Source organism: Kribbella sp. NPDC059898 (genome assembly GCF_042730855.1).
GTDB lineage: Bacteria > Actinomycetota > Actinomycetes > Propionibacteriales > Kribbellaceae > Kribbella.
Genome location: NZ_JBHWKR010000006.1, coordinates 431,566 through 444,090, shown reverse-complemented (window position 1 = coordinate 444,090; position 12,525 = coordinate 431,566). Strand labels below are relative to the sequence as shown.

Sequence of the window (12,525 nt, the reverse complement as noted above, 5' to 3'; positions counted from 1 at the left end):
CAGCCCCAACCCGGGCGGAAGGGGCTCAGTGCTGGGCTCTCTCGACCTTGCTCTTCAAAGTCTCCGGTGTGTCGACAGTAGCTCCCTCGGACCGCAACCAGGCGTCAAGACTCGCCCGATCCTGCAGAGACATGACCGCCACCACATCGCCCGCCCGCGCCTCGGCGACCAGCGCCTGCGCCGCCGCCAGCTCGGTCGGGAACGCCGGCACGTCCTCCACGCCGACCGACGCGGCCCCGGCCCGGAACACCGCCTCGAGCTCCGCCGGCGGCCGTCCGCGCAGGTAGTCGCTCTTGTGGCCGATCGCGACCCGGTCGGTCGCCCGGGCGCCCATCGCGCCGAGCGCCGCGACCATGTCGTCGGCCCGGTCCCCCGGCGAGCCGAGCGCCAGCATCAGCCGGCCACCCTCGGGCTTGACGCCGTTCATGATCTCGATCAGCGCCTCCAGGCCGGCCTCGTTGTGCGCCAGGTCGATCACCACGGTGAAGTCGCGCAGCGAGTACATGTTCATCCGGCCGGGGTTGTTCTCGCTCGGCGCGAACGTGCTCAGGCCCTCGATCACCGCCGCCCGAGGCAGCCCGAGCCCGAGCGCCGCCGACGCCGCGGCCAGCGTGTTCTCCACGTTGTAGTGCGACAGCCCGGACAGCGTCATCGGTACGTCGACCACCTTGAGGAGTGGCTCCGGGTCGCGGGCGTTCTCCAGCACGGTCACGAAACCGTCCAGCACGGTCGTCGCCCGGCCGCCCTCGTCCAGCACCGTCCGGATCGACGGCGAGTCGGGGTCGCGGGAGAACACCCAGCACTTGGCCGGCGAGCCGAGCCGCATCGCGAACGTCCGCGGGTCGTCGCCGTTCACCACGCACCAGCCGCGCGGCCGGGTGATCTGCGTGATCACGGCCTTCACCTCCGCGAGCTGGTCGATGGTGTCGATGCCGCCCAGCCCAAGATGATCCGCGGTGACGTTGGTGACCACCGAGACGTCGTTGTACGCGACGCCGACGCCGCGGCGCAGGATCCCGCCGCGCGCGGTCTCGACCACGGCCAGCTGGATCCCCGGCCGGGACAGCACCTGGGCCGCACCGCTCGGGCCGGAGAAGTCGCCGTACTTGATCAGCTCGCCGTCGAAGTACACGCCGTCGGTACTGCACCAGCCGACGTGCAGGTCGGCGGCGCGGCCGATGTGCGCGATCATCCGCGACGTCGTGGTCTTGCCGTTCGTCCCGGTCACCGCGACCACCGGCACCTTCGGCCGCAGCGTCGGCGGCGGGTTGCCCGGCGGCTCGTCCCGCACCCGCTCACCGACGGCCGTGATCAGGTCGCCCAGGTCATCGGCCCCGAAGGCGTCGAGGACCTCGACGATCGCCGCGCCGAGCGCCCGCGCCCGTCCCTCGTGCGCCCACGGGAACGCCACCACGAGCCGCCGTACGTCGGACTCCGGGCGCACCCGGACCCCGATCCGGCCGATGCCCGCGGTGCGCGCGATCCGCCGTACGACGTGACCGACGACGCGGATCGCGAACCGCTGCCGGAAGCCGGAGCCGATCCGGCCCGGACGGGTGGCGCCGAGGCCGATCGCCTGCGCGTACGCCTTCGCGGCCGGCGCGGGCGCGTCGACCAGTGAGGTCAGGTCCAGCGTCAGCTTGACCGCGGCGCGGCTGAAGTACAGGTTGGCCCCGTCCAGGACGCGGAGCTCCACCAATGATGTGGACACCTATCACGCTCCCATCGCGTGGTACCCGCCGTCGACGTGCACGATCTCACCGGTCGTCGAGGGGAAGAAGTCACTGAGCAGGCCGACAATGGTGCGCCCGGTCGGCTCCAGGTCGGACGGGTCCCAGCCGAGCGGGGCACGGTCCAGCCAAGGCTCCTCGAACTTCTCGAAGCCCGGGATCGCCTTCGCGGCCAGCGTCTTCAGCGGACCCGCCGACACCAGGTTGCAGCGGATGCCCTTGGCACCCAGGTCGCGCGCCAGGTACCGGCTGGTGGACTCGAGCGCCGCCTTCGCGACCCCCATCCAGTCGTACCCAGGCCAGGCCACGGTCGCGTCGAAGGTCATCCCGACCACGCTGCTGCCGCGGCTCATCAGCGGCGCGCAGGTGACCGCAAGCGCCTTCAGGCTGTACGCCGAGACGTGGACGGCCTGCGCCACGTCCTCCCACGGACCGTCCAGGAACTTGCCGCCGAGGATCGTCTCCGGGTTCCCGTACGCGATCGAGTGCACGACGCCGTCCAGCCCGTCGACATGCTCGCGGACCGCATCGGGCAACGCAGCCAGGTGCTCGGCGTTCGTGACGTCCAGCTCCAGCACCGGCGGCTCGACCGGCAGCCGCTTCGCGATCCGCTTGGTGATGCTCAGCGCGCGGCCGAAGTTCGAGATCAGCACGGTGGCGCCCTGCTCCTGCGCGACCTTGGCCGTGGCGAAGCCGATCGAGGAGTCGAGGGTGACGCCGGCGACCAGGATCCGCTTGCCGTCGAGGATGCCCATCAGTTGCCCATCCCGATGCCGCCGTCGACCGGGATCACCGCACCGGTGATGTACCCGGCCTCCTCCGAGGACAGCCAGCGGACCGCGTTCGCGATCTCCGAGGTCAGGCCGAAACGCCCGAGCGGGATCTGGCTCAGGTACTGCTTCTGCGTCTCCTCCGGCAGGACCGCGGTCATGTCGGTCTCGACGAACCCGGGCGCGACCACGTTCGCGGTGATGCCGCGGCTGCCGAGCTCGCGGGCGATCGACCGGGCCATCCCGATCAGGCCGGACTTGCTGGCCGCGTAGTTCACCTGACCGGGCGAGCCGAGCATGCCGACCACCGAGGAGATGAACACGATCCGGCCCTTGCGCAGCCGCAGCATGCCCTTCGCGGCCCGGCGCGCGACCCGGAACGAGCCGGTCAGGTTGGTCTGCACGACCTGGTCCCAGTCCTCGTCGGACATCCGCAGCAGCAGCGTGTCGCGGGTGATGCCGGCGTTCGCCACCAGCACCTCGACCGGGCCGTGCTGCTCCGCGATCGTGTCGAACGCGGCGTCGACCTGCGCCTGGTCGGTGATGTCGCACTGCACGCCGAGGAAACCCTCCGGCGGCGGGCTCGAGTTGTAGGTCACGGCGACCTGGTCGCCGGCCTCCTTGAACGCGGTAGCGATCGCCAGACCGATACCCCGGTTGCCTCCGGTCACCAGCACAGACCTGCCCACAAGCCCTCCTCACGTCGTCGGTCGGAGGAACGCTATCCCACTCGGGCCGGTGCGCAGATCTCAGGAGTCTTCGAGCCGGAAACCGACCTTCATCGTCACCTGGTAGTGGTCGATCTGGTTGTCTTCGATGTGCCCGCGGATATCGGTCACCTCGAACCAGTCGAGGTGCCGAAGGGTCTCCCCGGCGCGGGCGATCCCGTTGGTGATCGCCTGGTTCAGGCCCTCTTTCGAGGTGCCGACGATCTCGGTGACGCGGTACGTGCGATCGGTCATTAGATGCCTCTCTCCAGCCTGGCTGCGCTTGGGCGGACAGCGCGGCGTACCGTTGTTCCTGGTGAGGAGGATAGATGTCGAGACGCCATGAGCGGAGCGGCGCGGCGGTCATCTCGGTGACCAGTGCGCAGCCGGGCCGGTCGGAGGATCTGGACAGCCGGATCGTGCGGTACGCCTGGATGATGTCGATCCGGGTGGTGTGCTTCGTCCTCGCGGTGGTCACCCCGTCGCCGTGGCGCTGGGCCTTCGTGGTCGGCGCGATCGCACTGCCGTACTTCGCGGTCGTGCTGGCGAACGCGCACCGGTCCGCGACCCAGGGCGGCGCGAGCCCGTTCATCGCCCCCGGCCGGACCGCGATCGGGGACGGCCGGACGACCGTCGTACGGGCCGATGAGGAGCCGGTTCAGGACCCTGGAACCGACACCGAAAAGTGATCTGGGCCGGGACTGGAAAACTTGGACTGATTCGTGTCAGAATCTCCCGCGTGCCTTGAAGTTCAGCAGTGGAATTCAGGGACTTGATGCGGCGTCGGACGGCTCCCCCCGTGGCTGTCCGACGTCGCTTCATTTTTGCCACTATTGATTATTGAGACATCAGGAATACTCCGAATGTGACTGAACAAGCGGCACCGACCACCTGCTCCGCCAGGGGCTGCGGCAACACCGCCACCTGGGCGTTGCGCTGGAACAACCCGAAGATCCACACGCCGGACCGGCGGAAGACGTGGCTCGCCTGCGACGAACACAAGGAGAGCCTCTCGGACTTCCTGGACCGGCGGTCATTCCTGCGCGAGGTCGAGCCATTCGGCTAAGGAATGTCGAGCGCACACGCCCGGGACATACCGAAAAAGCACATTTCCGGATTAGGCCGGTCAACCGCCGATCGCGGACATCGGCCGGGCCGGTTGCAGGAAGCTCGGGTCGTTGATGCCGTGGCCCGGCAGTTTGCGGGCCATCGCGCGCCGCCAGCGGTCGGCCAGTTCCGCATCGTCGGCACCGGCGCGCAGCGCGGACCGCAGATCGGACTCGGTGCGCGCGAACAGGCAGTCGCGGATCTGACCGTCGGCGGTCAGCCGGACCCGGTCGCAGTCCCCGCAGAACGGCCGCGTCACCGACGCGATGATGCCGACCGTCCGCGGCCCGCCGTCGACCAGGAACGACTCGGCCGGCGCGCTGCCGCGCTTCGACGCGTCGTCCGGGGTCAGGTGGAACCGGTCGGTGAGCATCGCGAGAATGTCGTCCGCGGTCACCATCGTCGCCCGGTCCCAGCCGTGCTGGGCATCCAGCGGCATCTGCTCGATGAACCGTAGTTCGTACCCGCGTTCGAGGCAGAACTCCAGCAGTTGCGGCGCTTCGGTGTCGTTGAGGCCGCGCATCAGGACGGCGTTCACCTTCACCGGCGTGAGGCCGGCGTCGTGCGCGGCCTCGAGTCCGGCGATCACGTCCTTGAGCCGGTCCCGCCTGGTGAGCTGCTTGAAGGTGTCGGCGTTCACGGTGTCGAGGCTGACGTTCACCCGGTCCAGACCGGCATCCTTCAGTGCCTGCGCCTGGCGGGCCAGCCCGATCCCGTTCGTGGTCAGCGAGATCTCCGGGCGTGGCGCGAGTTCCGCCGTACGGGCGACGATGCCGACCAGACCGCGGCGCAGCAGCGGTTCGCCGCCGGTGAAGCGGATCTCGTGTACGCCGAGCTGGGTAACCGCGACCGAGACCAGGCGGACGATCTCATCGTCGGTGAGCAGCTCGGGCTTGCCGAGCCAGTCCAGGCCTTCCTCTGGCATGCAGTACGTACAGCGGAGGTTGCAGCGGTCGGTGAGCGAGACCCGCAGGTCCGTCGCGACCCGGCCGTAGCGGTCCGCCAGGCCGAGTTGAGTCGCTTCCCGGATCGCCGTCATCCCCCCAGCGTACGTGCCGGGCGTCGGGCATTTCAGGGGATGGCTTAAGTTCGAGACGTGGGTCGTGTGATGAACATCCGCTGGATCACTGCCGCGCTGGGAGTTCTGGTGCTGGCCGCCGTGTGCGTCGCACTCGGCCGCTGGCAGCTGCACCGGCTCGACGAACGCAAGGCGCGCAACGAGGTGACCAGGTCGAACCTGGCCGCCCAGCCCGCGCCCCTGGACCAGATCGTCGGCCCGCAGGGCGTCGTCGGCGACCAGCACGCCTGGCGCACCGCGATCGTCAGCGGGCACTACGACGCGTCGAAGCAGGTGATCCTCAAGTACCGCAACGTCGAGGACAAGCCCGGCTTCGAGATCGTCACGCCGCTGATGCTGCCCGACGGGAAGGCGGTGCTGGTCGACCGCGGCTTCATCGCCCGGCAGAGCTCGGAGCTGATGCCGCTGAACGTCCCCGCCGTACCGAGCGGCGAGGTGACCGTCACCGGACGCCTGCAGCGCAGCGAACGCGGCGGCCACACCACCGGCGGCACGCCGGACGACGGGACGGCGCGGCTGATCAACGGTCCCGACTTCGCGAAGGTCCTCGGGCTGAACCTGTACGACGGCTACGTCCAGATCACCAAGCAGGACCCGGCCAACGACCCGGCGTTCGGCGGGTTCCCCGGCCCCGAGATCGACGACGGTCCACACTTCTTCTACGCGTTGCAGTGGTTCTTCTTCGCACTGCTGGCGATCGGTGGGCTGGTCTACTTCACGAAAACGGGAGGCCGCAGTGGCAAGTCGCGGGACGACACGGGAGACGGGTCCGCAGACAGCTCCGAGGACGTCGAGCAGCCCGCGGCCCACGCCGGAGCGCCGGATTGAGGACTATGCGCTGATCGGTGACCTGCAGACCGCCGCACTGGTGTCGAAGCAGGGCTCGATCGACTGGCTGTGCTTCCCGCGGTTCGACTCCCCCGCCTGCTTCGCGGCGTTGCTCGGCACCGACGACAACGGTCACTGGCGGATCGCACCGCGGGATGCGGACGCGGTCAGCAGCCGGCACTACCGCGGCGACACACTGGTCCTGGAGACCGAGTGGTCGACGCCGACCGGGACGGTGCGGGTGATCGACTTCATGCCGCCCCGGGACGCGGCGCCGGACGTGGTCCGGATCGTCGAGGGCGTGCAGGGCACGGTCGAGATGCGGTCCGAGCTGAAGCTGCGGTTCGACTACGGTCACGTCGTCCCGTGGGTACGCCGGTCCGACGGGCAGATCGACGCGATCGCCGGACCGGACGCGGTCTCGCTGCGCTCCGACGTCCACCAGTACGGCCGCGACCTCACGACGTACGGCGATTTCCGCATCGGCAAGGGCGACCGGGCCTGGTTCTTGCTGACCTGGCACCCGTCGCACCACCCGGTGCCGCGGGCCACCGACGCGATCGCCTCGCTGAAGCCGACCGAGGACTTCTGGACCGACTGGATCGGCCGCAGCACCAGCACCACGGAGCTCAGCGAGGAGGTGACGCGGTCGATCCTGACGCTGAAGGCGCTGACGTACGCGCCGTCCGGCGGGATCGTCGCGGCCCCGACCACCTCGCTGCCCGAGACACTCGGCGGCTCCCGGAACTGGGACTACCGGTACTGCTGGTTGCGCGACGCAACGATGACGCTGTCCGCGATGCTCCGCGCCGGGTACACCGACGAGGCCGAGGCCTGGCGGAACTGGCTGCTCCGCGCGATCGCCGGCTCCCCGCAGGACGTGCAGATCATGTACGGCGTGACCGGTGAACGCCGGCTCACCGAGTTCGAGGCCGGCTGGCTGCCCGGGTTCGCCGGGTCGGCACCGGTGCGGATCGGGAACGCGGCGGCAGAGCAGCTGCAGATCGACGTGTTCGGCGAGGTGATGGACGTACTCGCGCTCGCCCGCGAACACCAGATCGGCGCGATCGAGGAGGCCTGGCAGGTGCAGCGCGGGCTGATGCGGCACCTGGACGACGTGTGGAACCAGCCCGACGAAGGGATCTGGGAGGTCCGCGGCGGGCGGCAGCACTTCACGTACTCGAAGGTGATGGCCTGGGTCGCGTTCGACCGGGCGGCGCGGGCGGTTGAGCGGTTCGGGCTGAGCGGGCCGGCCAAGGAGTGGCGGGCACGCGCGGACGAGATCCACAAGGCGGTCTGCGCGCAGGCGTACGACCCGGACCGGAACACGTTCACGCAGGCGTACGGCAGCAAGGCGCTCGACGCCGCCGTACTGCTGATCCCGCAGGTCGGGTTCCTGCCGGCCGACGATCCGCGGGTGGTCGGCACGGTGGACGCCGTACAGCGCGAACTGACCGCGGACGGGTTCGTCCGGCGGTACCTGACCGAGCACACCGACGACGGGCTGAGCGGCGACGAGGGCACGTTCCTGATCTGCTCGTTCTGGCTGGCCGACGCGCTGGCGATGGTCGGCCGGGTCGGCGAGGCCCGCGACCTGTACGAGAAGCTGGTTGCCCTGCGCAACGACGTCGGCCTGCTCGCGGAGGAGTACGACGTGAGCTCCGGGCGGATGCTCGGCAACTTCCCGCAGGCGTTCTCGCACCTCGGCCTGGTGAACACCGCGTGGCACCTGACCACGGCCGAGTCCCCGCTGCGCAGGTCGGCGTACTAGTTTCTTGCCGTCGGCCACCGTCGAGGTGCGCGCCGGGGTGCGGTGCGGCAGGATGGTGGTGTGGACCTCGGACTGCGCGATCGCACCTACATCGTCACCGGCGCCAGCGCCGGGCTCGGCTTCGCCACCGCGAAAGCCCTTGCCGCCGAAGGCGCCCGGCTGGTGATCTCCAGCCGGAACGAGGAGTCGATCTCCCGGGCCGCCACAGAACTGTCAGGGCTGGGGGCGAACGTCGTCGGGATCCCGGTCGACAACGCCGACCCGGAGAGCGCGGAGCGGCTGGCCGCGACCGCGATCGCCAAGTGGGGCGAGCTGCACGGCGCGCTGATCAGCGTCGGCGGCCCGCGCGCCGGGACCGCGCTGGACAGCGCCGAGGAGGACTGGCGGGCCGCGTTCGACAGCGTGTTCCTCGGCGGCCTGCGGATCGCCCGGGCGGTCGCGCGGGCCGGGGCGGAGGGTACGTCGATCGCGTTCGTACTGTCGTCGTCGGTGAAGTCCCCGATCAACGGGCTGGCGATCTCGAACGGTCTCCGCCCCGGGCTGGCGATGGTCGCGAAGACGCTCGCCGACGAGCTCGGGCCGAACGGCATCCGGGTGAACGGCCTGATGCCGGGCCGGATCTCCACCGACCGGCTGAAGGAGCTGGACGGCAGGTCCGGCGACCCGGAGGCGGCCCGCCGCGCGTCGGAGAAGACCATCCCGCTGCGCCGCTACGGCACGCCCGACGAGTTCGGCCGGGTCGCCGCCTTCGTCCTCTCCCCCGCCGCCTCCTACCTCACCGGCGCCATCATCCCCATCGACGGCGGAGCCCTCCGCACCATGTGATCCCCACCACCCCCGGACCCTGACCCCGGCCACCCCAGCACCGTTTCAGTGGTTCACCCCTCAAACGACCCCTTCACCCACCGCCTCCGAGCGGCGAAGGGACCGTCCCAGCGGTTCACCACCCAAAACGCCCCCTCCAAGCGGCGAACGCACCGTTTCAGTGGTTCACCACTCAAACGGCCCCTTCACCCACCGCCACCGAGCGGCGAACGGACCGTTTCAGTGGTTCACCACTCAAACGGCGTGGCGAAGGTGGGGCGGGTGGGGCGGGGCGGGTTAGCCCCACTGGCCGGGGACGTAGTCGCCGGCGGGTTGCTGGGTGATGATGTTGATCCGGTTCCAGGTGTTGATGCCGGCGATGGCGGCGACCAGGGCGCCGAGCTGTTCCTCGGTGTAGTACTTCGCCGCGTTCTGCCACACGTCGTCGGGGACTCCCCCGGCGGCGTCGGCGATCCGGGTGCCGGCCTCGGCGAGCGCCAGCGCGGCGCGTTCCTCCTCGGTGTAGACCGTGGCCTCACGCCAGACCGCGACCAGGTTGATCCGGACCGCGGTCTCGCCGTGGTGCGCGGCGTCCTTCGAGTGCATGTCCACGCAGACCGAGCAGCCGTTGATCTGGCTGACCCGCAGCTCGAGCAGCTCGAGCGTGGACAGCGGCACACCGGCGTCCATCGCACCCCGGGCCGCGGTGTTCAGGTGCTTGATGAACTTGCCCAGCACGGGGTTGGCGAACAGGTCCAGACGAGCGTTCATAACAGGTGTCTCCTTGCGAATGAGCAGGTTGATACCCACCCGACGAGACAGCCGCGGGAAGTGTCAGTCCGGGATTCTGTTGCCCTGCTCGTCCCAGTGCTCGGCGACCTTCTTGCTCGGCTGCACCCGCGGCGGCTCGCCCGGCATCTTCGGGTAGTCGGGCGGGAAGTTCAGCTCGCCGCCGGGCAGCTCCTCCCACAACCGCAGCAGCGGGTCGAGCGCGTACGCCGTGTCGTCCATGTCGGCCCACGGGTCACCGTCGGCGAGGTACTCCGGCACCGTGTGCAGGTTGAACGCCCGCGGGTCGTCGACGTCGGCGAGCCGTTCCCACGACATCGGCGTACTGACCGGCGCCCCGGGCCGCGGCCGGAGCGACCAGGCGCCGGCGACCGTGCGGTCGCGGAGGTTCTGGTTGAAGTCCAGGAAGATCGAGGCGTCGCCGCGCTCCTCCTTCCACCAGGCGGTGGTGACGCCGTCGTCGCGGCGCTCCAACTCGCGGCCGAGCCCGATCGCGGCGTGCCGGACCTCGTCGAACGACCACTCGGGCCGGATCCGCACGTAGATGTGGATCCCCCGGTTGCCACTGGTCTTCGCGTACCCGCGGAGTCCCAGCTCCTCGAGCAGCTCCCGGGCCACGTCCGCCACCCGCCGGGCGTCGGCGAAGGTCGCCCCCGGCTGCGGGTCGAGGTCGATGCGCAGCTCGTCCGGCTGATCGAGGTCGGTCTTCCGGACCGCCCACGGGTGGAAGGTCAGCGTGCCCATCTGTGCCGCCCAGATCGCGGCGGCCGGCTCCGAGAGGCACAGCTCGTCGATCGGGCGGCCGTTCGGCGTCAGCACCCGGCAGGTCTCCAGCCAGTCCGGAGCGCCCTTCGGCAGCCGCTTCGAGTAGAACCCGTCGCCGGTCTGCCGACCGATCGAGTCCACCGACAGCGTCATCCCCTCGCGCCACCCGCCGGGCCAGCGCTCCAGCGCGACCGGCCGGTCCCCCGAGGCGTGCATGAAGGCCGGCGCCACGGCGACGAAGTACTCGCAGACCTGCAGCTTCGTGACCTCCGGCGCCCAGTCGGTCGCCTCGTAGACCACCCGCTCCGGACTGGAGACCCGGACCTCGCGCTCTCCCACGGTGAGCATCACCGCCGTGCTCTTCGCCATGGCCAGACGCTATCGCCCTGGCCGGACAAATTCCGTGGACCGCACGGGAAAGGCAACTTTTCTCGACCCCTGGCCACCGTAGGTGACTGGGCGGTAACGTTCCAGCACCTCGTTCCTGGGGCGTGAGGCCCCCGGGACACCTGACAAGGAGCGCGAGGATGAACAGATCCGCCCTGTTCGCCGCTGCGACTGCAGTGGCGACCACCACCGCCCTCGGACTGACCAGCGCATCTACTGCCACCGGTGCACCGACGGCAAGCCCTGTCCCCACCCCCGCCGCGGCCGTCGCGAAGGCCAAGGAGGCGATCGGCAGCAACCTGGCCGCACTGCGGGCCACCACCGCCGACGCGTTCGTGGTCAAGGACGTGATCGTCGACAAGGACGGCAGCAGCCATGTCCGGATGGACCGTACGATCGGCGGCCTCCCGGTCCTCGGCGGCGACGTCGTCGTCCACGAGACCAAGGACGGCGCCTTCAAGAGCGCCAGCCTGACCCTCACGAAGAGCGCGAACATCGGCCGTACGCCGAAACTCAGCGTCGCCACCGCGACCGCGAAGGCCCTGACCAGGGGCCTCAAGGCCGAGGGCAAGCCCAGCCTGATCATCGAGGCCCGCAAGGGCGCGCCGCGACTGGCCTACCTGGTCACCACGGTCGGCACGCAGAAGGACGGTACGCCGAGCCGCATCACCACCACGGTCGACGCCCTGACCGGCGCGAAGCTGATCAGCGAGCAGCACATCGAGACGGCCACCGGCGACGGCAAGAGCCTGTACTCCGGGACAGTGCCGCTGGAGACGAGTACGGCGACCGGTGGGTACACGCTGACCGACGCGACCCGCGGCGGCGGCTGGACCGGCGACGCGAACAACAAGACCGACTCCATCCTCTGCCAGCTGTTCCAGCTGGGCTGCCCGGTGCCGACGAAGTTCACCGACGCGGACAACCACTGGGGCAACGGCACGAACGCCGACCGGGCGAGTGCGGCCGTCGACGCGTCGTACGGCGCCGCGACGACGTACGACTACTACAAGAACGTCCAGGGCCGGAACGGGATCTTCGGCGACGGCAAGGGCGTTCCGAGCCGTGTGCACTACGGCTCGAACTACGTGAACGCGTTCTGGGACGGCAAGCAGATGACGTACGGAGACGGCGACAACGTTGCCGCCGGCCCGCTCGTCTCGCTGGACGTGGCCGGCCACGAGATGTCCCACGGCGTCACCGAGCACACCGCGAACCTCACGTACTCCGGTGAGTCCGGCGGCCTGAACGAGGCCACCAGCGACATCCTCGGCACGATGGTCGAGTTCTACGCCAACAACCCGTCCGACCCGGGCGACTACTACATCGGCGAGAAGATCATGAAGGACCGCCCCGCATTGCGGTTCATGGACAAACCGAGCAAGGACGGCAAGTCGCCGGACTGCTACTCGTCGAGCGTGGGCAACCTGGACGTGCACTACTCGTCCGGGATCGCCAACCACTTCGCGTACCTGCTCGCCGAGGGCTCGGGCGCGAAGACGATCGGCGGGCTGCCGCACAACTCGCCGACCTGCGACGGCTCGACGCTCACCGGCATCGGGCACGACAAGCTCGGCAAGATCTGGTTCCGCGCACTCACCACCTACATGACCAGCGGTACGACGTACGCGCAGGCCCGGACCGCGACGCTGAACGCGGCCTCCGACCTGTACGGCGCGAACAGCGCGGAGAAGGCCGCGGTGGCCGCCGCCTGGACCGCCGTCAGCGTCAGCTGATCACCCGATTTCGCCGGTCCTGTCCCACTGGGGCGGACAGGACCGGCGAATGA

General features: G+C 69.8%; 13 protein-coding genes. 6 read left to right on the top strand and 7 right to left on the bottom strand.

The window, feature by feature from the left end; all coding sequences use genetic code 11:
• Positions 1-25: 25 nt before the first annotated feature.
• The 4 genes from ACFV9C_RS22005 to ACFV9C_RS21990 are packed head-to-tail and all read right to left on the bottom strand — an operon-like array spanning position 26 to position 3,462.
• A complete protein-coding gene (locus ACFV9C_RS22005; RefSeq protein ID WP_380196185.1) occupies positions 26-1,711 on the bottom strand; it encodes a Mur ligase family protein in 1,686 nt (561 codons plus the stop codon).
• A gap of 3 nt (positions 1,712-1,714) precedes the next feature.
• The gene (gene fabI / locus ACFV9C_RS22000) at positions 1,715-2,485 is read right to left on the bottom strand and encodes an enoyl-ACP reductase FabI (RefSeq protein WP_380196184.1); all 771 of its coding nucleotides are present in this window, start codon (positions 2,483-2,485) and stop codon (positions 1,715-1,717) included.
• Positions 2,485-3,189 (bottom strand): 3-oxoacyl-[acyl-carrier-protein] reductase, encoded by a 705-nt coding sequence (fabG, locus tag ACFV9C_RS21995; RefSeq protein WP_380196182.1) that lies wholly within the window; start codon positions 3,187-3,189, stop codon positions 2,485-2,487. Before fabG ends, fabI begins: the two co-directional genes overlap by 1 nt.
• Before the next feature lie 60 nt (positions 3,190-3,249).
• On the bottom strand, positions 3,250-3,462 hold the full coding sequence (locus tag ACFV9C_RS21990; protein WP_380196181.1) for a dodecin: 213 nt from the start codon (positions 3,460-3,462) through the stop codon (positions 3,250-3,252).
• A 74-nt stretch (positions 3,463-3,536) separates the two neighbouring features.
• Here ACFV9C_RS21990 and ACFV9C_RS21985 point away from each other — a divergent pair, with 74 nt between their 5' ends.
• Together ACFV9C_RS21985 and ACFV9C_RS21980 are read left to right on the top strand one after the other, a co-directional pair.
• Positions 3,537-3,896, top strand: coding sequence for a DUF3099 domain-containing protein (locus tag ACFV9C_RS21985; protein ID WP_380196179.1), 360 nt, complete (start codon positions 3,537-3,539; stop codon positions 3,894-3,896).
• A gap of 176 nt (positions 3,897-4,072) precedes the next feature.
• Positions 4,073-4,273 carry a hypothetical protein gene (locus ACFV9C_RS21980; RefSeq protein WP_380196178.1) on the top strand — a complete coding sequence of 67 codons (201 nt, stop codon included), beginning with the start codon at positions 4,073-4,075 and terminating at the stop codon, positions 4,271-4,273.
• A 60-nt stretch (positions 4,274-4,333) separates the two neighbouring features.
• On the opposite strand, the gene moaA is transcribed toward ACFV9C_RS21980, so the two are convergent.
• Entirely contained in the window at positions 4,334-5,353 is a 1,020-nt protein-coding gene (gene moaA / locus ACFV9C_RS21975) for a GTP 3',8-cyclase MoaA (protein ID WP_380196176.1), read from the bottom strand.
• A 57-nt stretch (positions 5,354-5,410) separates the two neighbouring features.
• Here moaA and ACFV9C_RS21970 point away from each other — a divergent pair, with 57 nt between their 5' ends.
• The 3 genes from ACFV9C_RS21970 to ACFV9C_RS21960 are packed head-to-tail and all read left to right on the top strand — an operon-like array spanning position 5,411 to position 8,816.
• Complete coding sequence (locus tag ACFV9C_RS21970; RefSeq protein WP_380196174.1) at positions 5,411-6,220, top strand: SURF1 family protein; 810 nt, start codon at positions 5,411-5,413, stop codon at positions 6,218-6,220.
• Entirely contained in the window at positions 6,129-7,991 is a 1,863-nt protein-coding gene (locus ACFV9C_RS21965) for a glycoside hydrolase family 15 protein (RefSeq protein WP_380196172.1), read from the top strand. The genes ACFV9C_RS21970 and ACFV9C_RS21965 overlap by 92 nt, the downstream gene beginning before the upstream one ends.
• A gap of 60 nt (positions 7,992-8,051) precedes the next feature.
• A complete protein-coding gene (locus ACFV9C_RS21960; RefSeq protein ID WP_380196171.1) occupies positions 8,052-8,816 on the top strand; it encodes an SDR family oxidoreductase in 765 nt (254 codons plus the stop codon).
• A 276-nt stretch (positions 8,817-9,092) separates the two neighbouring features.
• On the opposite strand, the gene ACFV9C_RS21955 is transcribed toward ACFV9C_RS21960, so the two are convergent.
• Together ACFV9C_RS21955 and ACFV9C_RS21950 are read right to left on the bottom strand one after the other, a co-directional pair.
• Positions 9,093-9,566: a carboxymuconolactone decarboxylase family protein gene (locus ACFV9C_RS21955; RefSeq protein ID WP_380196169.1), complete on the bottom strand. Its 474-nt coding sequence runs from the start codon at positions 9,564-9,566 to the stop codon at positions 9,093-9,095.
• Positions 9,567-9,629: 63 nt separating this feature from the next.
• The gene (locus ACFV9C_RS21950) at positions 9,630-10,718 is read right to left on the bottom strand and encodes a DNA polymerase domain-containing protein (protein WP_380196168.1); all 1,089 of its coding nucleotides are present in this window, start codon (positions 10,716-10,718) and stop codon (positions 9,630-9,632) included.
• A 158-nt stretch (positions 10,719-10,876) separates the two neighbouring features.
• On the opposite strand from ACFV9C_RS21950, the gene ACFV9C_RS21945 reads away from it, so the two are divergent.
• Positions 10,877-12,472, top strand: a complete 1,596-nt coding sequence (locus tag ACFV9C_RS21945) for a M4 family metallopeptidase (RefSeq protein WP_380196166.1) — start codon at positions 10,877-10,879, stop codon at positions 12,470-12,472.
• The last annotated feature ends 53 nt before the right edge of the window (positions 12,473-12,525 follow it).

Bases quoted from the DNA above. Each gene is read 5' to 3' on its own strand.
- fabI (WP_380196184.1), bottom strand. From the start codon at position 2,485: ATGGGCATCCTCGACGGCAAGCGGATCCTGGTCGCCGGCGTCACCCTC.
- ACFV9C_RS21990 (WP_380196181.1), bottom strand. From the start codon at position 3,462: ATGACCGATCGCACGTACCGCGTCACCGAGATCGTCGGCACCTCGAAA.
- ACFV9C_RS21985 (WP_380196179.1), top strand. From the start codon at position 3,537: ATGTCGAGACGCCATGAGCGGAGCGGCGCGGCGGTCATCTCGGTGACC.
- moaA (WP_380196176.1), bottom strand. From the start codon at position 5,353: ATGACGGCGATCCGGGAAGCGACTCAACTCGGCCTGGCGGACCGCTAC.
- ACFV9C_RS21955 (WP_380196169.1), bottom strand. From the start codon at position 9,566: ATGAACGCTCGTCTGGACCTGTTCGCCAACCCCGTGCTGGGCAAGTTC.
- ACFV9C_RS21950 (WP_380196168.1), bottom strand. From the start codon at position 10,718: ATGGCGAAGAGCACGGCGGTGATGCTCACCGTGGGAGAGCGCGAGGTC.
- ACFV9C_RS21945 (WP_380196166.1), top strand. From the start codon at position 10,877: ATGAACAGATCCGCCCTGTTCGCCGCTGCGACTGCAGTGGCGACCACC.